The following is a 23,494-nucleotide window of genomic DNA, read 5'->3' on the forward strand; positions in this document are numbered from 1 at the left end:
ACGTTTCTGGCATGACGGATGGAGCCGCGCGCGACAGCGGCGCGCACCAGCTACGGCCCTGCCCGCCGCAGGCGACCCGCATCACCGCCTGGCGCCCCGCCGTCCCCGGGATCACCGAGGTCTTTCACGCCCGGTTCGCCGAGCACGCCTATCCGACGCACACCCACGACGCGTGGACCGTGATGATCGTCGATGACGGAGCCGTGGACTTCGGGCTCGACCGGCACCGGCACGGCGTCACCGGCACCGCCACCGTCGCCCTGCTGCCGCCCGGTGTCGCCCACGACGGCCGTACGGTGACCAGCGCCGGCTTCCGCAAGCGCGTGCTCTACCTCGCCCCGGAGCTGCTCCCGTCCGGGCTGATAGGCCCCGCCGTGGACGTCCCTCTGATCGACGACCGGCTGCTGCGGCACCGCATACACCAGCTGCACCGCGCGCTCGGCGACCCGGGCGAGACGCTCCAGGCCGAATCCCGGCTGGCCTTCCTGCGCGAACGCCTGCGTTTCCACCTCGCCGCATTCCGCAGCCCCACCGTGAAGCCCAGCCGCGGCACCGCCCAACTGGCTTCCGCATTGCGCGACTTGCTGGAATCCCGCCTCCAGGCCGGCATCACCCTCCAAGAAGCCGCCGCCCTGCTGCACACGCACCCCACCCACGCGATCCGCGCCTTCCGCCGGACGTACGGCCTGCCGCCGCATGCCTATCTGACCGGCCGCCGCATCGACGAGGCCCGCCGTCTGCTGCTCGCCGGCCGGCGCCCCGCCGAGGTCGCCCCCACCGTCGGCTTCTACGACCAGGCACATCTGCACCGGCATTTCACCCGCCACCTCGGCATCACCCCCGCCCGCTTCGCCGCCTCGCCGCGCCGCGATCTGCCGCCCGGCCGCGTCCTCCCGGGCACGCGCGGGCTCTGACGGGCCCCGCGCCAAGCCGGCGGCGGACCGCGCCGGCCCGGCATCCGGGGGCTGCGCCGAACGGGCGGACCGCACCACCCCCGACACGCCGTCCGACGTGCGCGAACGCCCCTCCCCCGGCCCCGCCCGGGATCCCTTTCGGACCAACCCGGCGCACGGCTCAACATGCGGGCCGCGGAGTGCTGCTTTGACATGGCATCAGGAACAGACCCGCCTTACCGCTCGCGGACCACCACTCCGCAGCCGCATCGATGGAGGAATCCCGCATGCGTCTAGTCAGCCGTACCCTGGCCGGCTCAGCCCTCACGGCCATGGCCCTCGGCGTCGCCACCCCCTCCGCCTTCGCCGAACCGTCCGCGTCGGTCAGCCCCGACGTCATCGGCCCGGGCGGGGCCGTCACCGTCACCGTGATGTGCGAGAGCGCACAGGGCGGACCGCTGCCCGGCACGATCGCCGCCAACGGCCAGGTCCTCGCCCAGGGCAGCCTCATGCTCAAGCGCCAGGGCCAGACCAGCACCTACCGCGGCTCGGGCCGGTTCGCCGGGCAGCTCTCCGGCGGCCCGAACAAGGTCGGCCGGCAGGCGGGGTGGGCGATCGCCGGCCGGTGCCCGGGCGGCCGGCACTGGAGCGCCACCGTCGGGACCGCTGCCAAGGGGCAGCAGGCCAAGGAGCCACAGGCGGCACCGCAGGCCAAGGAGCCGCAGGTCAAGGGGCCGCACGGCAAGATGCACACCGGCGTCGGCGGCTCCACCGAGCGGAGCAACACCGCGATGATCACCGCGGGCGGCGCCGCCCTCGCGGTCGCGGCCTGCGGCGGGTACCTCCTGATGCGCCGCCGCCCCCAGGAGGAGGACTGACCCGGACTGCCTCAGGACTCCATGTCCCGCATGGCGTGAACCTCCCCCGTAGCCACCGCAGGGCTCACGCCTGCGGAGGCCGTCGGGGTGCGTGTGCCGTAGGACGGGCGCCTAGCCCCCTGTCACGCCTTCGGCACAACGTTGCGTCACGCCTTCGGCACTGCTTCTGTCACGCCTTCGGCGCGACCTTGCTCAGACCGTTGATGATGCGGTCCATCGCATCACCGCCCGTGGGGTCGGTGAGGTTGGCGAGCATCTTGAGGGTGAAGCGCATCAGGAGGGGGTGGGTCAGACCGCGCTGGGTGGCGATCTTCATGACCTTGGGGTTGCCGATGAGCTTCACGAAGGCACGGCCGAGGGAGTAGTAGCCGCCGTAGGTGTCCTTGAGGATCTTCGGGTAGCGCTGCAGGGCCAGCTCGCGCTGGGCGTACGTCGCGCGCGCGTGGGCCTGGACGATGACCTCGGCGGCGATGCTGCCGGACTCCATGGCGTACGCGATGCCCTCGCCGTTGAACGGGTTGACCAGGCCGCCCGCGTCACCGACCAGCAGCAGGCCCTTGGTGTAGTGGGGCTGGCGGTTGAACGCCATGGGGAGGGCGGCGCCGCGGATCGGGCCGGACATGTTCTCCGGGGTGTAGCCCCAGTCGGCCGGCATGGAGGCGCACCAGGCCTTGAGGACCTCCCGCCAGTCCAGTTCCTTGAACGCGGCGGAGGTGTTCAGGACGCCGAGGCCGACGTTGGAGGTCCCGTCGCCCATGCCGAAGATCCAGCCGTAGCCGGGGAGGAGGCGGTCCTGGGGGCCGCGGCGGTCCCACAGCTCCAGCCAGGACTCCAGGTAGTCGTCGTCGTGGCGCGGAGAGGTGAAGTACGTGCGCACGGCGACGCCCATGGGGCGGTCCTCGCGGCGGTGCAGGCCCATGGCCAGCGACAGGCGGGTGGAGTTGCCGTCGGCGGCGACGACGAGCGGGGCGCGGAAGGTGACCGGGGTCGTGTCTCGTGAATCAGACCCGGCCTCGCCGAGCTTGGCGTGCACGCCCTCGATGTGGCCGGTGAGTTCGTTGATGATGGGCGCGCCGACGTTGCAGCGCTCGTAGAGCCGGGCGCCGGCCTTCTCGGCCTGCCGGGCCAACTGCTCGTCGAAGTCATCGCGCTTGCGGACGAGTCCGTAGTCGGGGAAGGAGGCGAGTTCCGGCCAGTCGAGCTGCAGCCGGGAGCCGCCGCCGATGATGCGCAGGCCCTTGTTGCGCAGCCAGCCCGCTTCCTCCGAGACGTCGATGCCCATCGCGATGAGCTGCTTGGTCGCGCGCGGGGTGAGGCCGTCACCGCAGACCTTCTCGCGGGGGAAGGCGGTCTTCTCCAGGAGGAGGACATCGAGACCGGACTTGGCGAGGTGGTAGGCGGTCGTCGAGCCGGCCGGCCCGGCACCGACGACGATCACGTCCGCGCTGCGCTCTGAGCGAGGCGTGCTCACGGACTCGGTCACGGACGCGGACTCGGTCACGGCGGGGTCTCCCGGAAGTCGATATCTGGATATCTGGGTGCCGACCGGCACTGGGCATGTGCAGTCTATGGGGGCCTTGGTGATCAAAGACCTGAAGGGTTGCCCCATGAAGCCTGAGAAGCCTGTGCACGCCTCACTGCCCGCTGTTGAGCTGCGTGTACCCACCGAGGAGGACGCGCTGCACTGGCACCGGGTCTTCAATGACCCGGAGGTCATGGAGTTCCACGGCGGCTCCGCGGCCGAGCTGTCGGTGTACGAGGAACTCACCGCGCGCCAGCGCAAACACGATGCACAGCTGGGATTCTGCTTCTACACCCTGCTGGATCCGGCGGACGGGGCGGTCATCGGGTTCACCGGCGCGCAGCCGTGGCCCTGGGAGTGGGGTCCGGCGGGCGAGATCGAGATCGGCTGGCGGCTCGGCCGGGCGTACTGGGGCAAGGGGTACGCCACGGTGGCGGCGCAGGCCGCGCTGGAGTCCGTACGGGCGGCCGGGGTCCGGCACGTGGTCGCGATGGTGGACGCGCGCAATGAGCGGTCCATAGCGGTGACCCGGCGGTTGGGGATGCGGCAGGCGGAGACGGTGATCACGCCGGTGGGGAAGCGGACGGCCTACTGCCATCGGCTTGATGTGTGAGGGGAAGAGAGGCATAGAGGCATGAGCCTGGGGCCACCGCGTTCGTTCGCGGTGGCCCCGTGTGCCTTGCGGTCGCGGCCAGCCCGTGTCGTTGCCCAGTCCACATCGCTGCCTAGCCCACGTCGTCGGCTAGTCCACGTCGTTGGCGCTGACGGACCAGGTCTTCAGTGCCGTGCTGAAGACCTGGTCGCTCTCCGCGTCCCAGTCCATCTCCAGGCACTCGTAATAGATGCTGTACTCGGTGCCGTCGGCGGCGACATACGCCTGGTCGATGGCGTGGATGGTGTTGCCGTTGTCATTGACGTAGGTGAACTCCCAGCGCGCGCCGTCGCTGTCCTGGAAGGTGTTCCGCTTCAGGTCCGCCCGCTGGTAGTTGGTCCGCTTCTTGGCACCCTTCTCCAGGGTGAGGAAGTTGTCGTACGAGGACTGCGGGGCGTTGGGGATGACGCCGATACGCAGGTACGCGACGCCGGTCGGCGCCTTGTAGTCGGTCTGGCTGCCCTTCTGCGAGCGCTGCCAGCTCTCCGTCACACCGACCGAGAACCCCATGGGGTCGTCCTTCTGGACGAAGCCGTCGGGCAGGCCCGCACCGGGTGCGGAGGAACCGTCGGTGGGGCCGTCAGTCGGGCCGTCGGTGGGGCCGGCGGTGGGCGTGCCGGTCGGCGACGGGGACGGGGACGCGGACGAGCCGGCGTCGCCTGCCGGTTCCTTGCTCTTCGTCGCGGCGGGCTTGTCGGCCTTGTCGTCGGTGCCGCCCCTGTGGTTCTTGAAGTACAGGGCACCGGCCGTGGCACCGCCGCCGACCAGGAACGCGGCGAGGGCGAGGGACACCCACTTCACGGCTCGCCGGCGCGGTTTCCGCGGCTCCTCCGGGAAGGCCGGCGGCGGTGTCTCGCCCGGGGGCGGCGCCGGGTGGCCGAGCTGCACGGCAGGCAGATCGGGCGCGGTGGGAGTGGAGGCAGGAGGGGAAGCGGGAGCGGGCGTTGAGGCCGGTGCGGTGGGCGGTGCGGCCGGGGCGGCCGTCGGAGGGGTGGCCGTCGGAGGAGCGGCCGTCGGAGGAGCGGCCGTCGGAGGAGCGGGGTGCGCGTTCGGCGCCGGGTAGCCGTAGCCGCCGGGAGCCGCGGCGGGATCGCCGTACGGAGCGGCCGGAGCCGCGGGGGCGGACGGGCCGCCGCGCCCCACGATCATCAGCAGATACGGCGCGAGCAGCACCGCCCCGAAGGTCCACAGCAGCGCGAACAGCAGCGTTTCGGCGCCGCCCGCGGCCAGTTCGGCGTGGGCACCGAAGCTCGGGCCACCTCCGGGGCCGCCGGGACCGTAAGTGCTGCCGTAGCCGGAGCCGTCCCCGTAACCGCCGCTCCCCCCGTCGTAGAACGTCGCGGTGATGCTCGCCCCCGCGGCCAGCACCAGCAGCTCCAGCGCGACGACGAAGAAGCCCGCCGCCAGCAGCTGTTCGCGCCGGTCGGCGCTGCGTCGTACGACCACGAAGCCGACGAGGAGCGCACCGACCAGACCGCCCACGACGATGCCGAACAGCCCCCAGCCGCCGCCGAGATCGCTCAGCTCGGAGTAGCCGATCGACTGCCGGCCGGACTCCAGGAAGGGCATGTCCGGGAGGTTCCACTCGGCGTTCAGCGGCGCGCCCCAGGCCATCGCGAGCGCCATCGCACCGAGGTTGGGGAGCAGCACCAGCATGGCGACGACCTGGCCGCCATCGACGTCGTTCGCCGTGGCGAGCACGGTCACGAAGGCGACCACACCGGCCACCATGACGACGGTCAACAGCGCGAACAGCGCGGTGCGCAGCGCCCTGACGGCGGCGTGCCACGCGGGCCGGGCGGCGAGCCAGGCATTGGTCTCGGCGCGCGCGAGCACCGCGCCGGTCACCACGGCCGCCAGCAGAAGGGAGCACAGCAGCGCGAGCCACGGCGAGGAGGACAACTCGGCGCCGGCGTAGGACGGTTGGGCCAGCAGGCCCAAGAAGAAGGTGCCGACGCCGCACAGCGCCGCGACCCGCAGGACCGTCTCCAATACAGCGGTACCCGGCGCGAACACCCCCGGTACGGCGGCCCTCGTGGCGCCCTCCCCCGCTACGGCGCCCGCCCGCCCGGCCCGGCGGACGGCAAACACCAGCATCGCCACCCACAGCGCGGTGACCACCAGCGGCACCAACGACAGCGACGCCTCACCCGCGAGATCGCCGCCGAGCGGTAGCAGCGACGCGGAGGTGTTGCCGGCGACGGTGACTCCTCCGCCGATGCTCTGGAGCAGCAGGGCGAGCGCGATCCGCATCCGTACGCCCCAGCCGAGGGCGGCCATATCCGGGTCGTCGGTGGAGAAGATCCCCAGCAGGCCGGCGAGGACGAGCAGGGTCAACGTCGGCCAGGCCGCGATCTTCAGGGCCGAGAGCCAGTCGCCCTTCGCCGTGCGGGCGAGAAAGGCGGCCACGGGCGCTGGGGGTCCCCCCTGCGCCTTGAGAGCTTGGGGCACGGCGGGAGCGGCGTACGGCGCATACCCGGGCGGCGCAGCCGCAGGAGCCGGCGGCGGCCCGGCGGGCGGCGGGGGCGGCCCGTCCGGTGCAGGCGGCGCGGCGGCCTGCCGCTCCCGCCCGCACCCCATGCAAAAGCGCGCCTCAGGCGGCGAAGCAGAACCACAGTCCGGGCAGAACGAGGACAAGACGGGCTCCGGGAAGATCAAAGGGCAGCGCGGACAGCTGCCACTGGCGAACGTACAGACATGGCTGTCGTACGCATGGTTCCCGGCAATGCACTCCCGGTGAAGGGAGGTTCGAAGGGACGTTATGCAAGCGAGTCCGAAGCGGTCAGCTCGCCGGCTTGGTCCCCCGGTGCAGCGCCACGACGCCGCCCGTCAGATTGCGCCAGGCGACCTTGGTCCAGCCCGCGCCCTGCAGCCGTGCGGCGAGTTCGGGCTGGTTGGGCCAGGTGCGGATGGACTCGGCGAGATAGACGTAAGCGTCCGGGTTGCTGCAGACCGTACGGGCGACCGGCGGCAGCGCGCGCATCAGGTACTCGGTGTAGACGGTCCGGAACGGCGCCCAGGTCGGTTCGCTGAACTCGCAGATCACGACCCGGCCGCCGGGCTTGGTGACGCGGTAGAGCTCGGCCAGTGCGGCGTCCGTGTCCTGGATGTTGCGCAGCCCGAAGGAGATGCTGACGGCGTCGAACACCTCGTCCGCGAAGGGGAGCCGGGTGCCGTCGCCCGCGGTGAAGGGCAGCCACGGGTGCCGCTTCTTGCCCTCGCCCAGCATGCCGACGGAGAAGTCGCACGGCACGACATACGCCCCGGTCCTGGCGAACGGGAGCGAGGAGGTGCCGGTGCCGGCCGCGAGGTCGAGCACCCGCTCGGCGGGCCGGGCGGCCACCGCGCGGTCCACCGCCTTGCGCCACCGGCGGGCCTGCCCCAGGGAGATCACTTCGTTGGTGAGGTCGTACCGTGCCGCCACGTCGTCGAACATCGCGGCGACTTCGTGCGGCTGCTTGTCCAGGGATGCTCGGGTCACCCGCCCATTGTCCACCGTGCGGGTGTCGGGCCCGCACCGGGCACACTCTGCGGCGGGACGTTGGTCGGGGACGGCCGCGTGCCCCCCTCAGAACATCCGGGCGGTGCAGCGGTGCAGTGCATCGTGAGCGGCCGGTCCGGCCGTCCCCGCAGCAACGATCATGCCGGGCGGAATTGCCCGGTCCGCTTCCGTTGACACCGCTTTGACGTGCAAGGAGACCGCGTTGACGACTTCTTGACGAAGATCACCGGGAAGTCGGCAACGCTCGCCGGGCCGACGACCAACGGACCGCGGGCAACTGCCGGTAAGCGCTGGTAATTGCCGGTAGATGCCGGTAGGCCCGCTGACGACCGCCTTCAGCGCCGCCGGAAGACGAGCCGCCCGGCGAGAACGGTGGCCAGACACGTACCGTCCTCGCCGAAGACGGCGAAGTCGGCCGCCCCGCCTGCGGTCAACGCGCGCGGACGCCGTTCAGGCAGTTCCACGAGCCCGGACCGCTGGACGGCCGTACGGACCGCGGGCCGGGTGAACGGCCCGGTCAGCGCCGTCGTCCCGCACCCGAGGAGGCGTTGCAGCCCACGCCGGGCGCTGGCGCCCCAGCGGGCCTCCGTCATGTCGAGGGCCGCCAGGGCCGCCCCCGTGACCGGCTCGGTGCCGAGCTCGTCCGCCTCGCGCGGGTCGGGGTGGTAGGCGGCCTCCAGCAGCGCGGCACCGTCCGGCTCATGGCGTCCGGGCGTCAGTACGCCGTCCCACTCACGGACCCGTGCCCTCCCCCGAGCTCTCGGCTGAGCAGGGGGGACCTCCGTCCCGTACGCCGCGAACAGCTCCTCGTAGGGGCCGACGGCCGCGATGCGGTCACCCGAGACGACCACCGCGTACCCGGCCGCCAACTCGCCGTCGTCGACGAGCCGGACACCACGCACACGGTGAAGAGTGAGCACCGGTCGCTCAGTTCGCCTCGACGAGCTTCAGCTCCGGATGAGCCGTCCCGCCCTCGATCGCCGTCGAGGAGATGTGCGAGACGACGCGGTCGTCAACGGGGTCGTTGGCCGGGTCGTCGTGCACGACGAGGTGCTCGTACGTCGTCGCGCGCTGCGCCGGGACCCGGTCCGCCTTGCGGATCAGGTCGATCAGCTCCATGCGGTTGGAGCGGTGCTTGGCGCCCGCCGAGGAGACCACGTTCTCCTCCAGCATGACGGAGCCCAGGTCGTCGGCCCCGTAGTGCAGCGAGAGCTGGCCCGCCTCCTTGCCGACCGTCAGCCAGGAGCCCTGGATGTGCGCGATGTTGTCGAGGAAGAGCCGGGCGATGGAGATCATGCGCAGGTACTCGAAGATGGTGGCCTGCGTCTGGCCCTTCAGGTGGTTGTTCTCCGGCTGGTAGGTGTACGGGATGAAGGCGCGGAAGCCGCCCGTACGGTCCTGGACGTCGCGGATCATCCGCAGGTGCTCGATGCGCTCGGCGTTGGTCTCGCCGGTGCCCATCAGCATCGTGGAGGTCGACTCCACGCCCAGCCGGTGCGCCGTCTCCATGATTTCCAGCCAGCGCTCGCCGGACTCCTTCAGCGGCGCGATGGCCTTGCGTGGACGGGCCGGCAGCAGCTCGGCGCCGGCGCCGGCGAACGAGTCGAGGCCCGCGGCGTGGATCCGGCGGATCGCCTCCTCGGGCGACACCTTGGAGATCCGGGCCATGTGCTCGACCTCGGAGGCGCCCAGGGAGTGGATGACCAGCTGAGGGAAGGCCTTCTTGATGGCCGAGAAGTGCTCTTCGTAGTACTCGACGCCGTAGTCCGGGTGGTGGCCGCCCTGGAACATGACCTGGGTGCCACCCAGTTCGACGGTCTCCGCGCAGCGGCGCAGGATGTCGTCGAGGTCGCGGGTCCAGCCCTTGGCGGTGTCCTTGGGCGGGGCGTAGAACGCGCAGAACTTGCAGGCCGTCACACACACATTGGTGTAGTTGATGTTGCGCTCGATGATGTACGTCGCGATGTGCTCGGTGCCGGCGTAGCGGCGGCGGCGCACGGCGTCGGCGGCCGAGCCGAGCGCGTGCAGCGGCGCGGAGCGGTACAGGTCGAGCGCTTCCTCCGGCGTGATGCGGCCGCCCTGCGCGGCGCGGTCGAGTACGGACTGGAGGTCGGCGTTCTCGGTCACCGGGGCGTCCCTTCGGAGGCGGGCATGAGACGGACATAACGACGCGCATGACGTGCATGGCAACGCGCATTGACGACCGATCCAGCGTACGCCAGAGGTCCGACGGCGTTGGTGGCGGCCGGGCGGCCGGGGGCGGCCGGGCCGTGGAGTGTCCCCGCCGTCAGCCGCCGTTCTTCGCCAGCGTCGCCGTCGGCGTACCGCCCGCGTCGTCGTCCGAGGTGTAGCCGATCTTGCCGTCCTTGCGGAGGGTGTACGTCACGGTGGACTTGTTACCGGTGCAGCCCGGTCCCTGCTTGCCGTCGGCGCGTTCCGTGAGCACCAGCCTGGTCTCGGTGGACGACACCAGCTTCGCCTTGGCCTCACAGACCACCAGCACCGCGTCATACGTGGTGTGGATGACGTAGTCGCCCTTGCCGCCGGGCTTTATGACGCTGGTCATGGTGCCGTTGGGAATCCCGTTCGACATCCGGACGCTGCCCTTCCAGGTGCCGAGGAAGCCCTTGGCGACCGCGGCCTCGGCGCGCGGGTCACCGTCCTCGGTGGCCGCGGGCGTCGGCCTGCTCCCGGCCGGCGGCCGGTCCGCGGCGTTGTCGCCGCCACCGCCCCGGCCCGGCAGCAGATTGAAGACGAACGCGGCGGTCGTCGCGGCGGCCAGCGCACCGGCCACCGACAACACCAGCGAGCAGCTGACCCGGCGCGGCCGGTCCTTGCCGCCCACCGCCCCGGTGAGCGCGATCCGCCGCTCCCTGGGGGCGGCGCCCGGGGACCCGGTCGGCAGATCGGCGAGGGCGGGACCGGTAGCCGCGGAAGCGGGGCCGGCCGGTGCGGCAACCGGGCCCCCGGAGGACGCCCCCGCGCCCCCCGCGACCGGCCAGGACGCGTGCTGCGGAGGGGCGGACGGCGGACCGGGCGACTGCACCGGCGCGTCGAACGGCACCAGCCCGGACGCGCCCTCATCCGACGGGGCCTGGCGCAGGGCATCCGCCCCGTACGCAGCACCCGCCCCGTAGGACGGCTCCGTCGCTTCGTACGAGGGGTCCGGCGGCCCGAACGCCCCACCGAGCGGCGCGCGCGCCGCCCCGCCCGTCCCCTCCCCCGTATCAAGGTTCAGCAGTTCCACCACCTGCCTGCTGACCCGCTCCACCAGGGCCCCCGGCAGCCAGCCGGCGCGTACCAGCTCGGCGGCGCCGCCGCTGCGCTCGCCCGCCAGGCGCGCCGCGAGCACATCCGGGGTGGGGCGGTCCGCGGGCGTCTTGGAAAGGCAGGCCGCCACCAGCTCGCGCAGCTCGCCGTTCAGCTCGGGCCCCAGCTCCGGCTCCGCGTGGACGATCTTGTACAGCAACGCCACCGAGCTGTCCCCGGCGAACGGGCCGGCACCGGTGGCCGCGTACGCCAGCACCGCGCCGAGCGAGAACACATCGGCGGCGCCCGCCGTGCCCTTGCCGAGGATCTGCTCGGGCGACATATAGCCGGGCGAGCCGATGGAGACACCGGTCGAGGTCAGCGACGCGGTGCCCTCCGTGGCCCGCGCGATCCCGAAGTCGATCAGCAGCGGGCCGTCGAGGGTCAGCAGCACATTGGACGGCTTGACGTCCCGGTGCACCAGCCCGAGCGCATGCACCGCGGCCAGCGCCTCGGCCAGCCCGGCGCCCAAAGCCCGTACGGAGTGCTCGGCGAGCGGCCCGACCTCGCCGACGGCCTGCGAGAGCGACGGGCCCGCGACATAGCCGGTGGCGATCCAGGGGGCGGCCGCGTCCGGATCGGCGTCCAGCACCGGCGCGGTCCAGGTGCCGCCCACCCGGCGCGCCGACTCGATCTCGCGCCGGAAGCGGGCCCGGAACTGGTCGTCGGCGGCGAAATGCGCGTGGACGACCTTCACCGCGACGGTCCGCCCGCCCACGCTGCGCCCCAGATAGACCCGGCCCATGCCGCCCGCTCCGAGCCGGCCCAGCAGCCGGTACCCGCCCAGGACCCGTGGGTCCTCCCCAGCCAGCGGCTCCATGGCTTGCCTCCCCCGTCGTCACGGCGCACAACAGCTTATGACCCATGTCATGCCCGGTCCGTGGAAACCTCCATCCCGCTTTCCGCATCAAACAGGGAGCAAGTCGACCAACCTGCCCTTCACGGCAGTGTGACCGTCCGGAGTACGTCCGTGTACCAGTCTCCCGGGGCAGCGCCCCCCTACGGCCCGCGGCAGGAGTACCGCGCCAGACGCCGCATACCCAGGAAACGGCGGTGGCTGGCCGGTGCCCTGATCGGGGCCCTGGGCCTGGCCGCCGTCGCCGTGCTCGGCCCTCTCGACGTGTTCTCCGACAACGGCGAACCGATGTCGTTCAACCGGCCGGGCCCGGACGGCGACGCCGAGGACCGGGCACCGGCGGGCTCCGCCGACGCCTCGGTGCGGATGCCGACCGGCCCGCAGGCGGAGTTCCGTACCGCCAACACCCTCGACGACGGCACCAAGATCGGCGTCACCACGCTGCACGGCAAGAAGTCCGGGTTCACCGGCAAGGTCTGGGTGTGGGCGCCCAAGGAGTACTACGAGGAGCGGTACCGCAAGAGCGCGTTCCCGGTCCTGATCGCACTGCCCGGCGGCCCCGGCTACCCCATGAACTACTGGATGGGCACCGACCTCAAGCTGCAGAGCACGATCAGCGAGATGGCGGCGCAGGGCAGGAGCAAGCCGTTCACCGTGGTCATGCCGGTACTGAACCCGGACGCGGACCACTACTACGACGGCAGCGACATCCCCGGGCAGCCGAAGATGGGGACCTGGATGTCCGACGACGTCCCGGACCTGGTCAGGGCCAACTTCCGGACTTTCGCCTCCCGCGACGGCTGGGCCTTCATGGGCTCCTCGTCCGGCGGCTTCGTCGGCCTCAAGCAGGTGCTCCAGCACCCGGACCGCTTCAAGGCCGTGATCGCCAGCGGCCCCGAGACCCGGCCGGATTCACCGCTCTGGCGCGGCCACGAGCGGGAGATGCGGGAGAACGACCCGGAGCGGCTGGCCAAGGCGCTCGCGGCCAGGCCCGGCGCCCCGGACGTCCACATCCAGTTCCAGATCGGCACCGAGGAAAGCGGCCGGCAGAACCTCGAACGCTTCGTCCGGGAGTACGGAAAAGGCCCGGTCAAGGCCCGTCTGCACATCATCGAGGACGGCGACCACAACGCCCATGGCTACGTTCGCGGCATGCGGGAAGCCAGCCTGGAGGCGATCAGCAAGGTCCTCCGCGCCCCCACACCGTCGGCTTAGGGGCCCCCGGGGCGGGCCGGCCCCTACCTGCCCAGGAGCTCCACCCGCACATCGGCCGGGAATCCGGTCGTCGGCCCGACCCGGCGGGCGAATTCCGTGACGCCCCGCAGCTGATCGGCCCCGAAGCGGAAGTCCAGCGTGGTGAAGTAACGCTCCAGCACCGACTCGTCGAAGTTCTCCCAGCGGGCCGCCTGCTCGGCGACCTTGGCGACCTCCTCCAGCGACACGTCACGGGACGCGAGGAACGCCTCGTGCACGCTCTGCACCATGCCGGGCTCGCGCTCCAGGTAGTCGCGCCGGGCCGCCCACACGGCGAAGACGAACGGCAGGCCCGTCCACTCCTTCCACATCTGCCCGAGGTCGTGGACCTCCAGCCCGAGCAGCGGGCCGTCGTGCAGGTTCGCGCGCAGCGCCGCGTCCCCGATGAGCACCGCCGCGTCCGCCTCCTGCATCATCAGGCCGAGGTCGGGCGGGCACGTGTAGTACTCGGGCCGCACGCCGACCTTCTCGGCCAGCAGCAGCTGCGCCAGCCGCACGGAGGTGCGCGAGGTCGACCCAAGCGCTATCCGGGCACCGTCCAGCTGATCCAGCGGCTTCTGCGACACGATCACGCAGGACATCACCGGCCCGTCGCAGCCCACGGCGAGGTCCGGGAAAGCGACAAGATCGTCTGCGGCGCGCAGGAATTCGACGAGCGTGACCGGCGCGATGTCGAGTTCCCCGCGGATCAGCTGCTCGCTGAGCTTTTCCGGGGTGTCCTTGGTGAGGTCCAGATCGAGCAGGGTGCCCGTACGGGCAAGGCCCCAGTAGAGGGGCAGGCAGTTCAGGAACTGGATGTGGCCCACCCGCGGCCGGCTGCGACGGTGGTCGGCCACGGCTCCTGCGGGTGCGTCTCCGAAGGTTGAATTGTCCACATGCGGAGGCTAGACCTGCTGGCCATGGGGCGATGCGGCGGGTCCGCGTATGGCCACTGCGGCGATCGAATAAACGTGATCTTTGGCTCTTCCACCTCACGAGCGGCACATGCTACGCTCAGCGCAAGTTGCAGTTTGGTTTCCCTTGCAGTACAGAGCCTGCGGAGCATGTGACCCGCAGGCTTTTGTAGTTTTCAGACTTGTTTGCAGGTTCTGGAGCAGGGCAACCCTTTGGCCCAAGGAGGGCTTATGGCTACCGGAACCGTCAAGTGGTTCAACGCTGAAAAGGGCTTCGGCTTCATCGCCCAGGACGGCGGCGGCCCGGATGTCTTCGTCCACTACTCGGCGATCAACGCCTCTGGTTTCCGCTCCCTTGAGGAGAACCAGCAGGTGAACTTCGACGTCACCCAGGGTCCGAAGGGCCCGCAGGCGGAGAACGTTACGCCGGTCTAAGTTGCCCAGACCGACCTCAGGTCGATCTAGCTAGCAGTACCCAAGGAGCCCCGCTCCTCCACTTCGGTGGGGAGAGGGGCTCCTGCCTTTGTATACGGGCCGTTCTCTCCACTGCGGTGCCTGCCGGCGCCCGCCTTGAAGTGATCACGGAAAGTGGTCACATCGGAACATGACGTGGCCTACCTTGGGCAAGATGAGCGAGGACATGCCCCCACAGAAGCCGTGCCCCGACTGCGGTGGCACAGGCTCCGTGGAGTGGGAGACGCCGAGCGGCGACACGGTCACCACGAAGTGCTCCGGATGCGGCGACACCGGAACCGTCCTGGCATAGAGGAGGCAGTCATGGCGGCCTTTAGTAGGAACGGAAGGCCGGTCGGCCTGGATGTGCAGTACGTCGGCATACTGCCGTGCGCCACCTGCGGGGTGCGGTCGATGAAGCTGCCGGGCCGGCAGGGAGGGGTGTGCATCCCCTGCTACGCGGAGGAGTGCACGGCCATCGGACGGCGGGCGGCATCGGCCGGCGGCTGGGTCGCGGCAAGCTTCGTCGGGGACCCGTGCCTTGCGTGCGGGTCGCGGTCCGTCGACGCGAACGGCTGGGCATTTTGGTGCAACACGTGCAACTTACAGACGGCGGTGGCCCTGCCCCCCAGGTGAGGCGTCACAAGTGCTTTCGACGGTCGCCTGGAGAGTGCGGACCGCCGCCTCCCGCTTCCACCGCGATTCGGCACCGTGGACAGCTGGGACGCTCACCGATCCATCGATGTCCTTGCGGGGTAGCGCGGGCACGCCAAAGCAAGGCCCCGTGCCACCTCCCCCACAGAGGTGACACGGGGTTCCAGTCTGACGCGCCGAGGGCCGTCACTCCAGAGGGGGTGGTCAGTTCCTTGGGTTCCTTTCGTAGAGCTTCTCGATCTCCTTGGCGAAGTCGCGGGCGACGGCGGCCCGCCGGAGCTTCAGGGATGGGGTGAGATGCCCTGTTTGCTCGGTGAAGTCCACCGGGAGCACGGAGAAGCGGCGGATGGACTCGGGGCGCGAGACGAGCTTGTTGGCGTCGTCGACGGCGTGCTGGAGGTCGGCGAGGAGACTCTCGTCATGGACCAGTTCCGTGATCGGGACGTCCCTTTTCTTGTTCATTTGGCACCAATGGGCCAGGCCGTCCCGTTCCAGGGTGATCAGTGCGGTGATGTACGAGCGGTTGTCGCCGATGACCATGCACTGGCCGACGAGCGGATGCGCGCGGAGGCGGTCTTCCAGAGGCGCGGGGGCGACGTTCTTGCCGCCGGTCGTCACGATGATTTCCTTCTTGCGGCCGGTGATCGTGAGGTAGCCGTCGGCGTCCAGGGCGCCGAGGTCGCCGGTGGGCAGCCAGCCCTGGTCGGTCACCGGGCGGGCCGCGCCCAGGGCCGCGTCCCAGTAGCCGGAGAAGATCTGGCCGCCGTGGAGCAGGATCTCGCCGTCGTCGGCGATGCGTACGGCGGTGCCGGGGAGGGGCCAGCCGACGGTGCCGATGCGGGGGCGCAGGGGTGGGGTGACCGTCGCTGCCGCACTGGTCTCCGTCAGGCCGTAGCCCTCGAAGATCTCTATGCCGGCGCCGGAGTAGAAGGCGGCGAGGCGGTGGCCGAGCGGGGAGCCGCCGCAGATCGCGTAGCGGACCTTGCCGCCGAGCGCTGCCCGGATGCGGCGGTAGACGAGGGGGTCGTAGAGCTTGCGGGCGGCTTTGAGGCGGAGGCCGGGGCCGGAGCCGGTGCCGTGCTCCTGGGCCTCGATCGCCTCGCCGTAGGCGCGGGCGATGCGCACCGCCCGGTCGAAGGACGCGGCCCGGCCGATCTTCTCGGCGGTGGCCCGGCCTGTGTTGTAGACCTTCTCCAGGACGTAGGGGATGGCGAGAAGGAACGTGGGCCGGAAGTCGGCCAGGTCGGCCAGCAGGTCGTCGGTCTCGATGCTGGGGGCGTGGCCGAGGCGAACCCGGGCGCGCAGGCAGCCGATGGCGACCATGCGGCCGAAGACATGTGAGAGGGGGAGGAAGAGGAGGGTGGCGGCGGGCTCCTCGCTGACCGACTTGAAGACGGGGTGGAGGAGCTCGATCGCGTTGTCGACCTCGGCGAAGAAGTTGGCGTGGGTGAGGACGCAGCCCTTGGGGCGGCCGGTGGTGCCGGAGGTGTAGATGAGGGTGGCGGGGGCTTCCGGGACGACGGCGGCCCGGCGTTGGTCGACGGCGTCGTCCGGCAGGTCCCGGCCGGCCGAGGTCAGCTGCGCGATGGCGCCGGTGTCGAACTGCCAGAGGTGGTCGAGGGCGGCGAGTTCGGTGCGGATGCCGCTGATCAGGCGGGTCTCCTCGACGTTCTCCACGACACAGGCGCGAGCGCCGGAGTCGTGCAGGATCCACTGCGCCTGGTGGGCAGAGGAGGTGGGGTAGAGCGGGACGGTGACCAGGCCGACGGCCCAGGCCGCGAAGTCGACGAGGGTCCACTCGTAGGTCGTTCGGGCCATGATCGCCAGCCGGTCGCCGGGCAGCAGGCCGAAGGCGATCAGGCCCTTGGCGACGGCGCGTACCTCGGCGGCGAATTCCGTGGTGGTGATGTCGCGCCAGGTGCCGCTGGGTTGTTTGCGGGCGAGGACGATCTCGGTGGGGGCCTCGGCGGCGTTGGTGAACGGGAGGTCGCCGAGCGAACCGGTTCGGACGGGGGGTGCCAGGGCGGGGACCGAGACCTCCCGTACCGTGCCGTCGATCACGGTCTTGTGGGGCTCTACGAGTACGGGGGTGGCGGCGGGGGCGGTTGCGGTCACGGGGGTGGCGGCCGGTCCGGGGGCGGGGCCGGCGCCTGGGCTGGTGGATGCGCTTTCCTGGCTGAACACGAGCGGCTCCTCATCTTCTTCTTCGAAGCGGAGTGGCGTGGCGTGGCGTGAACGGAGAGGGAACGGGAGGAGAGCGAACGGGAGGTGCGGGAACGGGAGGTGCGGGAAGGGGAGGAGAGCGAACGGGAGGTGCGGGGTAGGGATTTGAGTGGGGATGGGGAGCCCCTTAGGGGAACCTGCCTAGGGGTTTCGGCAAGGGGCTCCGCCGAGGGGCAGCGGCCTTAGGGTTGCGGCCCAGGGATCTCCATGCGGCCGTCTCCCTATACCCGTGCGCCGGACAGGCCGTTTCGCTCGACGAGGCCACCCAGCGGGGCCCCGGCACCTCCTGATTCGAGGCCGTCGCGTAGGGGCCGTTCGATCGCGCGAAGAGGATCCGGCTGCCGTCGATGGCGGCAACGCGCCGTATCACGGCGCCAGTTGTGCCGGACGTCGCGCCGCCGGATGTGCGGGACGTTGCACCAGAAGCCATGCCGGAAGTTGTGTCGACCGTGCCGCCGACAGCGATTGCCGGGTTCGCTGTCGAGTCTTTCGCCGGTCCCTGACAGCTCAGCCCCGACCACCTCCTGACGCAGCAGTAACCTTACTGTGAAGTAAATTTACTGCGAGCGCCAGGAGTTGGCCAATGCCTCAACGCCGCCTTCTTCACGACCAAGGCGGCGTGGCGGCCGACGAGCCTCAGCCCCCCGGGGCCCACCGCTCCCCGTCGACCAACCGGCCGAGGCCCGCCCACGCGAAGTTCATCAGCATGGCCGCGGTGTCCTTCGCCGCCGGGCACTCCCGTTCGCCCGAAGTGCCGTCGTTCGTACGGGCGTTGGCCCACTCGGCGAGCGATTCGGCCGCGCCGACCAACGCATGCGCGATCCCGGCGACGTCGCGTTCGGCCAGCTCACCGTCGCAGCCCGCCTCCTTGGCGGCCGCGCCGATCAGCGCCGTCACGAAGGCCATGATCTCCGCCCGCATCGCCGCCACCTCGCGCACGAACGACTCCCCCTGCGTCCGCGCCTGTTGATGCAGCACCAGCCACCCGTCGGGATTCTCGGCGGTGTGCGCGAAGAAGCCCTTCAGTCCGCTCCACAGCTGCCGGTCGGCCGGGGCCCCCGGCTCGACGGCCGCCGTCACGGCCGCCACCAGCGCCTCCGACTCCCGTCGGATGACCGCGTTGAACAGTTCGTCCTTCGAGTTCAGGTAGAGATAGACCAGCGGCTTGGAGACACCGGCCACCTCGGCGATCTCGTCCATCGAGGCAGCCCGATAGCCGCGCCGCGCGAACGTCTGCACCGCGGCGTCCAGCATCTGCTGTTCCCGCACCGCCCGCGGCACCCGCTTGCTCTTCACAGCACCCACGCCGAAAGCCCTTCCATCCCGCCCCTTTACTGCAAAGTAAGTTTACGATCTTCACCCTCCGCCCCCTCGACGTTGACAGGATTCCGCCATCGCGAGACGATACGTCTCGTCGCGCTCTCTTGCGGAGCCCGTCACATCGAGGCACGTCGTTTCCACACGCCCGCGGACCCTGGAGGACACCCCATGCACCAGTTCGTCGAAGCCGCCCCCGGTGTCCGCCTCTGGACCGAACAGCGCGGCCCCGCCGACGCGCCCCCACTGCTCCTGATCATGGGCGCCCAGGCGTCCGGCCTCGGCTGGCCCGATCCGCTGGTCGATATGCTCGCCGCCCGTCACCGGGTCATCCGTTACGACCACCGGGACACCGGCCGGTCCGCCTGGTCCTTCGATGAGCGGCCCTACCGGATCGCGGATCTCGCCCATGACGTGATCGCCGTCCTGGACGGACTGGGTATCCACCGGGCGCATATCGTCGGCATGTCATTGGGCGGCATGCTGGCCCAGATGACGCTCGCCGACCACCCCGACCGGCTGATCAGCGCCAGCCTCATCGGCACCAGCGCCCTCAGCACCACCCCCTACACCCTCCCTGACGGCGTGGAACTCCCGGCGGACGAACTCCCCGGGATCTCTCCCGAGGTCCTGGAGCTGTGGTCGCGCCCCGTCGAGGACCATGGCCTGGAGGCCGAGCTGGACCGCCGTATCGCACACTGGCGCGTACTCGCCGGTGACCAACTCCCCTTCGACGCCGACTACTTCCGCGCCCTCGAACGCCGCATCATCGAGCACACCGGCCACTACCGCACCTCCGACGCCCCCGCCCGCGCCGACCACTCCGGCATGCTCCGCACCGACCGGCTCGCGAAGAACGAGGTGCCCACGCTCGTTGTCTCCGCCCCCGCCGAGCCGGTTTTCCCGCCGCCGCACCCCCACCACGTCGCGCAGGCCATCAACGGCGCACGCCTCGTCGAGATCCCGGGCATGGGCCACGCCCTGCCGCCGGCCGTACTCGCGCCGCTGGCCGACGCGATTCTGACCCACACGGGGATGTGTCAGACGACGCCAGCGGCATGACGGCCGACGACTGAGCGCCCCGGAAATCCATCACCATGGATTTCCGGGGCGCTCAAGTCATTGATGGGCTACGTGCCCTACGCGGCGGCCGGGACCGTCACCTGCTGCTCGTCCGCACGCACATCCGCCTCGTCGATCGGCGAGGACTTCGCCGCGTTGTACGCGTCGCGGTCCAGGATCTTCTCCCGGGCGGAGACCAGGATCGGGATGACGGCCTGGCCGGCGACGTTCGTGGCCGTACGCATCATGTCCAGGATCGGGTCGATGGCCATCAGCAGGCCGACGCCCTCCAGGGGGAGGCCCAGGGTGGAGAGGGTCAGGGTCAGCATGACCGTGGCGCCGGTCAGACCGGCGGTGGCGGCCGAGCCGATGACCGAGACGAAGGCGATCAGGAGGTAGTCGCCGATGCCCAGGGGGATGTCGAAGATCTGCGCGATGAAGATCGCGGCGATCGCCGGGTAGATCGAGGCGCAGCCGTCCATCTTGGTCGTCGAGCCGAAGGGCACCGCGAAGGACGCGTATTCGCGCGGCACACCGAGGCGTTCGGTGACCTTCTGGGTGACCGGCATGGTGCCCACCGAGGAGCGGGAGACGAACGCCAGCTGGATCGCGGGCCAGGCGCCCTTGAAGAACTGCAGCGGGTTGACCTTGGCGACCGTGGCGAGGAGCAGCGGGTAGACGCCGAAGAGCACCAGGGCGCAGCCGACGTAGATGTCGACGGTGAAGGTCGCGTACTTGCCGATCAGGTTCCAGCCGTACGTCGCGATGGCGTGGCCGATGAGGCCGACGGTGCCGAGCGGGGCGAGGCGGATGACCCACCACAGGGCCTTCTGCAGCAGTTCGAGGATCGAGCGGCTGACCTTGAGGACCGGCTCGGCCTTCTCGCCGAGCTGGAGGGCCGCGATTCCGGCGACGGCCGCCAGGAAGACGATCTGCAGGACGTTGAGCTCGGTGAACGGCGTGATGATGTCGGTGGGGACGATGCCGGTCAGGAAGTCGATCCAGGAGCCGGCGTGCTCGGGGAGCTTGCCGTCCTTGGGGGTCAGGCCGGTGCCCGAGCCGGGGTTGGTGAGCAGGCCGATCGCCAGGCCGATCGCGACGGCGATCAGCGAGGTGACCATGAACCACAGCAGGGTGCGGGTGGCGAGCCGGGCGGCGTTGTTGACCTGCCGCAGGTTGGTGATCGACACCAGGATCGCGAAGAAGACCAGCGGGGCGACGGCCAGCTTCAGCAGCTGGACGAAGATGTCGCCGATGTGCTGCAGCGTGGTCGTGAGCCAGCCGATGTCACCGCTCTTGGCGACCCAGCCGAGCGCCACGCCGAGGACGAGGCCGGCCAGGATCTGGACCCAGAACGGGATCTTGGGTATTCGGGAGGGCTTGGGGGCCTGGGAAGACTCGGCGGTCTTGGCAGACGTGGACAACGGACACACTCCGGGGACAGATAAGACGGCGTCGGGAAACGGCGAAGAAAAAGCGCCAGGAGGTCCGTACGTACGGGCAGGATCTCCGGCCGCTGCGAAGAGGTTCAGCGGCGGCAACAGGCCGCGGACATACAGCGGCAAAGATCGACATGCAGGCGCACCACGAGCGGAACGCTCATGGGGAACGAGGGCGCGGCTGCTGTCTTCATGACAAGCACGTTAACACTCGAACTTTGAGGAACCCAAAGAAAATCTTTGGGTTCTCAGGGAGGCGGGCGGGGGCGGGCAGCTCATGCAAAGGCAAACGCCCGGCCGTGGAAGGGGATTCCACGACCGGACGCCTGTTGTGCCGGTGGCCTCGTGTGAGGCGTCTTACAGCAGCCCGTCCTCTTGGCTCTGGTTGGCCGCGAGCCGGTCGCGCTGGCGGTCGACCTTGGCGACGATCTGCTCGGACATCGCCTCCCGCTGCTTGCGCAGCAGCACAAAGCTGAGCGGCGCGGAGATGACGATGGCGAGCAGCAGCATCCAGATCGTGTTGGCGCTGCCGATGCCGAGCGGGATGATCCGGAAGTAGGCCAGCACCCACACCAGGGCGAACGAGGCGACGAAGAGGCCGATGCGGAGGGCGGTGTAGCGGAGCGTGGCGAACTTGTGGCTGCTCTCGGACTGGCTACTCACGAACGGACCTTCTTCTTAACGGCAACCGAAAGGGTCAGCTCCAGTGAAGCACAGCGCTTCGGGCGATCTTCCTGACCCCTGTCGGTGCCCCGGCCCGCCAGCTCCCTTCACCGCGTGTGTCAGCCCAGATCGAGCCACATCGTGACGTCGTCGCGGAAGTCGTCGTCGGCGACCCTGATCGCGCCGGGGACCCGGCCGACCTCCTTGTAGCCGCAGGTTGTGTAGAAGCGCGAGAGGCCGGTGCCGCCGCGGCAGGTGAGACGGATGCCGCGGATGCCGTCGAGGGCTCGGGCTGCGTCGGCGACCGCGGTCATCAGGGCGCGGCCGATGCCCTGGCCCTGAAGGGTGGGGTGCACCATCACGGTGAAGACCCAGAGCCAGTGCTTCATCAGGCGCTGGGTGTTGAGGGTGAGGAACGCCGTCGCCACCACCCGGCCGTCCTCGTCACGGCCCACCAGGAGGCGCGCGCGCCCCTCGGCCATCGCCGTCAGCTGCTGGAGCAGATCGGGGCGGACGTCCTCGGGGGTGACCGGCGGCACGCATCCTACGGCGCGGTCGGCGTTGGAGACATCTGCCCACAACGCGCAGACCCCGTCGCGCAGTTCAGGGGTGACGGAAGGGTCCGGGTCGAAGCGCACGCGCATGCCCCGGCCCCTCACGCTCACCCCTGACAACCGTCTCTGACCAGGTCAGACGCGCATCGGCTGGGGCGACTCGCGGCGGTCCTGGTCCGGGCCCGGGTACTCGCGGATGACCTCGTAGCGGGTGTTGCGCTCGACGGGCCGGAAGCCGGCGTCGCGGATCAGGTCGAGCAGATCATCGCGGGTCAGCTTGTTCGGCGTGCCGTAGTTGTCCGCGTCATGCGTGATCTTGTACTCGACGACCGAGCCGTCCATGTCGTCCGCGCCGTGCTGCAGCGCCAGCTGGGCGGTCTGCACGCCGTGCATCACCCAGAAGACCTTGACGTGCTGGACGTTGTCGAAGAGGAGGCGCGAGACGGCGAAGGTCTTCAGGGCCTCGGCGCCGGTCGCCATGGTCGTCCGCGCCTGGAGGCGGTTGCGGACCTTGCCGTCCTGCATGTCGACGAAGTCGTGCTGGTAGCGCAGCGGGATGAAGACCTGGAAGCCGCCCGTCTCATCCTGGAGTTCGCGGAGCCGCAGGACGTGATCGACGCGGTGGCGCGGCTCCTCGATGTGGCCGTACAGCATCGTGCACGGGGTCTTCAGACCCTTCTCGTGCGCGAGCCGGTGGATACGCGACCAGTCCTCCCAGTGGGTGGCGTGGTCGACGATGTGCTGCCGGACCTCCCAGTCGAAGATCTCGGCGCCGCCGCCGGTCAGCGACTCCAGGCCGGCGTCGATCAGCTCGTCGAGGATCTCGGACGCGGTGAGCCCGGAGATGGTCTCGAAGTGGTGGATCTCGGTGGCGGTGAACGCCTTGAGGGAGACCTGCGGGAGGGCTTCCTTGAGGGCCTTGAGCGACCGCGGGTAGTAGCGCCACGGCAGGGTCGGGTGCAGGCCGTTGACGATGTGCAGCTCGGTGAGGTTCTCGCCCTCCATCGCCTTGGCGAGGCGGACGGCCTCCTCGATGCGCATCGTGTACGCGTCCTTCTCGCCCGGCTTGCGCTGGAAGGAGCAGTAGGCGCACGAGGCGGTGCACACGTTGGTCATGTTGAGGTGACGGTTGACGTTGAAGTGGACGACGTCGCCGTTCTTGCGGGTGCGGACCTCATTGGCGAGGCCGCCCAGCCAGGCCAGGTCGTCGCACTCGTAGAGGGCGAGACCGTCCTCGCGGGTCAGCCGCTCGCCGGACCGGACCTTCGCCTCCAGCTCGCGCTTGAGGCCCACATCCATCGACGCAGCCATCCCGTCGCCTCCCAGTGTCTCTGCCGTATCGCAGCCGTATCGCAGCCCTATCCCTGCTG

Annotated in this window: 20 protein-coding genes and 1 pseudogene; 7 read left to right on the plus strand and 14 right to left on the minus strand. The window is 70.4% G+C overall.

All coding sequences use genetic code 11. The features are described from left to right. Positions 1-11 precede the first annotated feature (11 nt). Positions 12-914, plus strand: a complete 903-nt coding sequence (locus AB0I10_RS02130; protein WP_363150323.1) for an AraC family transcriptional regulator — start codon at positions 12-14, stop codon at positions 912-914. 266 nt (positions 915-1,180) lie between these two features. Then, a complete protein-coding gene (locus tag AB0I10_RS02135) occupies positions 1,181-1,771 on the plus strand; it encodes a hypothetical protein (RefSeq protein WP_363150324.1) in 591 nt (196 codons plus the stop codon). Positions 1,772-1,940: 169 nt separating this feature from the next. On the opposite strand, the gene AB0I10_RS02140 is transcribed toward AB0I10_RS02135, so the two are convergent. Beyond that, on the minus strand, positions 1,941-3,488 hold the full coding sequence (locus AB0I10_RS02140; RefSeq protein WP_363150325.1) for a geranylgeranyl reductase family protein: 1,548 nt from the start codon (positions 3,486-3,488) through the stop codon (positions 1,941-1,943). Here AB0I10_RS02140 and AB0I10_RS02145 point away from each other — a divergent pair. Continuing rightward, positions 3,379-3,906 (plus strand): GNAT family N-acetyltransferase, encoded by a 528-nt coding sequence (locus AB0I10_RS02145; RefSeq protein ID WP_363150326.1) that lies wholly within the window; start codon positions 3,379-3,381, stop codon positions 3,904-3,906. The two genes, AB0I10_RS02140 and AB0I10_RS02145, sit on opposite strands and share 110 nt — an antisense overlap. Before the next feature lie 129 nt (positions 3,907-4,035). On the opposite strand, the gene AB0I10_RS02150 is transcribed toward AB0I10_RS02145, so the two are convergent. The 5 genes from AB0I10_RS02150 to AB0I10_RS02170 form a co-directional block, all read right to left on the minus strand. Further along, positions 4,036-6,354, minus strand: coding sequence for a hypothetical protein (locus AB0I10_RS02150; RefSeq protein WP_363150327.1), 2,319 nt, complete (start codon positions 6,352-6,354; stop codon positions 4,036-4,038). Positions 6,355-6,727: 373 nt separating this feature from the next. Continuing rightward, complete coding sequence (locus AB0I10_RS02155; RefSeq protein ID WP_363150328.1) at positions 6,728-7,426, minus strand: demethylmenaquinone methyltransferase; 699 nt, start codon at positions 7,424-7,426, stop codon at positions 6,728-6,730. 356 nt (positions 7,427-7,782) lie between these two features. Then, on the minus strand, positions 7,783-8,367 hold the full coding sequence (locus tag AB0I10_RS02160; protein ID WP_363150329.1) for a hypothetical protein: 585 nt from the start codon (positions 8,365-8,367) through the stop codon (positions 7,783-7,785). Between the two features lie 7 nt (positions 8,368-8,374). After that, entirely contained in the window at positions 8,375-9,574 is a 1,200-nt protein-coding gene (gene mqnC / locus AB0I10_RS02165; RefSeq protein ID WP_363150330.1) for a cyclic dehypoxanthinyl futalosine synthase, read from the minus strand. Between the two features lie 160 nt (positions 9,575-9,734). After that, on the minus strand, positions 9,735-11,576 hold the full coding sequence (locus tag AB0I10_RS02170) for a serine/threonine-protein kinase (RefSeq protein WP_363150331.1): 1,842 nt from the start codon (positions 11,574-11,576) through the stop codon (positions 9,735-9,737). 150 nt (positions 11,577-11,726) lie between these two features. Here AB0I10_RS02170 and AB0I10_RS02175 point away from each other — a divergent pair, with 150 nt between their 5' ends. Next, on the plus strand, positions 11,727-12,827 hold the full coding sequence (locus AB0I10_RS02175; RefSeq protein ID WP_363150332.1) for an alpha/beta hydrolase-fold protein: 1,101 nt from the start codon (positions 11,727-11,729) through the stop codon (positions 12,825-12,827). A 23-nt stretch (positions 12,828-12,850) separates the two neighbouring features. Here AB0I10_RS02175 and AB0I10_RS02180 read toward each other — a convergent pair whose 3' ends face one another. After that, a complete protein-coding gene (locus AB0I10_RS02180) occupies positions 12,851-13,702 on the minus strand; it encodes a menaquinone biosynthesis protein (RefSeq protein ID WP_363150333.1) in 852 nt (283 codons plus the stop codon). A 288-nt stretch (positions 13,703-13,990) separates the two neighbouring features. Here AB0I10_RS02180 and AB0I10_RS02185 point away from each other — a divergent pair, with 288 nt between their 5' ends. Further along, the gene (locus AB0I10_RS02185) at positions 13,991-14,194 is read left to right on the plus strand and encodes a cold-shock protein (protein WP_003984261.1); all 204 of its coding nucleotides are present in this window, start codon (positions 13,991-13,993) and stop codon (positions 14,192-14,194) included. A 193-nt stretch (positions 14,195-14,387) separates the two neighbouring features. After that, positions 14,388-14,525, plus strand: coding sequence for a hypothetical protein (locus AB0I10_RS02190; RefSeq protein ID WP_363150334.1), 138 nt, complete (start codon positions 14,388-14,390; stop codon positions 14,523-14,525). A gap of 545 nt (positions 14,526-15,070) precedes the next feature. Here AB0I10_RS02190 and AB0I10_RS02195 read toward each other — a convergent pair. The 3 genes and pseudogenes from AB0I10_RS02195 to AB0I10_RS02205 form a co-directional block, all read right to left on the minus strand. After that, the gene (locus AB0I10_RS02195; RefSeq protein ID WP_363150422.1) at positions 15,071-16,927 is read right to left on the minus strand and encodes an AMP-dependent synthetase/ligase; all 1,857 of its coding nucleotides are present in this window, start codon (positions 16,925-16,927) and stop codon (positions 15,071-15,073) included. Between the two features lie 410 nt (positions 16,928-17,337). Continuing rightward, positions 17,338-17,519 (minus strand): annotated as a pseudogene (locus tag AB0I10_RS02200) (hypothetical protein); the annotation flags it as partial. Between the two features lie 206 nt (positions 17,520-17,725). Next, a complete protein-coding gene (locus AB0I10_RS02205; RefSeq protein ID WP_363150335.1) occupies positions 17,726-18,394 on the minus strand; it encodes a TetR/AcrR family transcriptional regulator in 669 nt (222 codons plus the stop codon). Positions 18,395-18,577: 183 nt separating this feature from the next. On the opposite strand from AB0I10_RS02205, the gene AB0I10_RS02210 reads away from it, so the two are divergent. Then, positions 18,578-19,468 (plus strand): alpha/beta hydrolase, encoded by an 891-nt coding sequence (locus AB0I10_RS02210; protein ID WP_363150336.1) that lies wholly within the window; start codon positions 18,578-18,580, stop codon positions 19,466-19,468. 77 nt (positions 19,469-19,545) lie between these two features. Here the strand turns inward: AB0I10_RS02210 and AB0I10_RS02215 are convergent, their stop codons facing one another. The 4 genes from AB0I10_RS02215 to mqnE form a co-directional block, all read right to left on the minus strand. Continuing rightward, positions 19,546-20,892 (minus strand): dicarboxylate/amino acid:cation symporter, encoded by a 1,347-nt coding sequence (locus AB0I10_RS02215; RefSeq protein WP_363150337.1) that lies wholly within the window; start codon positions 20,890-20,892, stop codon positions 19,546-19,548. 372 nt (positions 20,893-21,264) lie between these two features. Continuing rightward, a complete protein-coding gene (locus AB0I10_RS02220; protein WP_363150338.1) occupies positions 21,265-21,570 on the minus strand; it encodes a DUF4229 domain-containing protein in 306 nt (101 codons plus the stop codon). Positions 21,571-21,689: 119 nt separating this feature from the next. Further along, positions 21,690-22,214, minus strand: coding sequence for a GNAT family N-acetyltransferase (locus AB0I10_RS02225; RefSeq protein ID WP_363150339.1), 525 nt, complete (start codon positions 22,212-22,214; stop codon positions 21,690-21,692). Positions 22,215-22,259: 45 nt separating this feature from the next. Beyond that, complete coding sequence (mqnE, locus tag AB0I10_RS02230; protein WP_363150423.1) at positions 22,260-23,423, minus strand: aminofutalosine synthase MqnE; 1,164 nt, start codon at positions 23,421-23,423, stop codon at positions 22,260-22,262. Positions 23,424-23,494 lie beyond the last annotated feature (71 nt).

Origin of the sequence: Streptomyces sp. NPDC050636, assembly GCF_040654775.1 — a bacterium.
Taxonomy (GTDB): domain Bacteria; phylum Actinomycetota; class Actinomycetes; order Streptomycetales; family Streptomycetaceae; genus Streptomyces.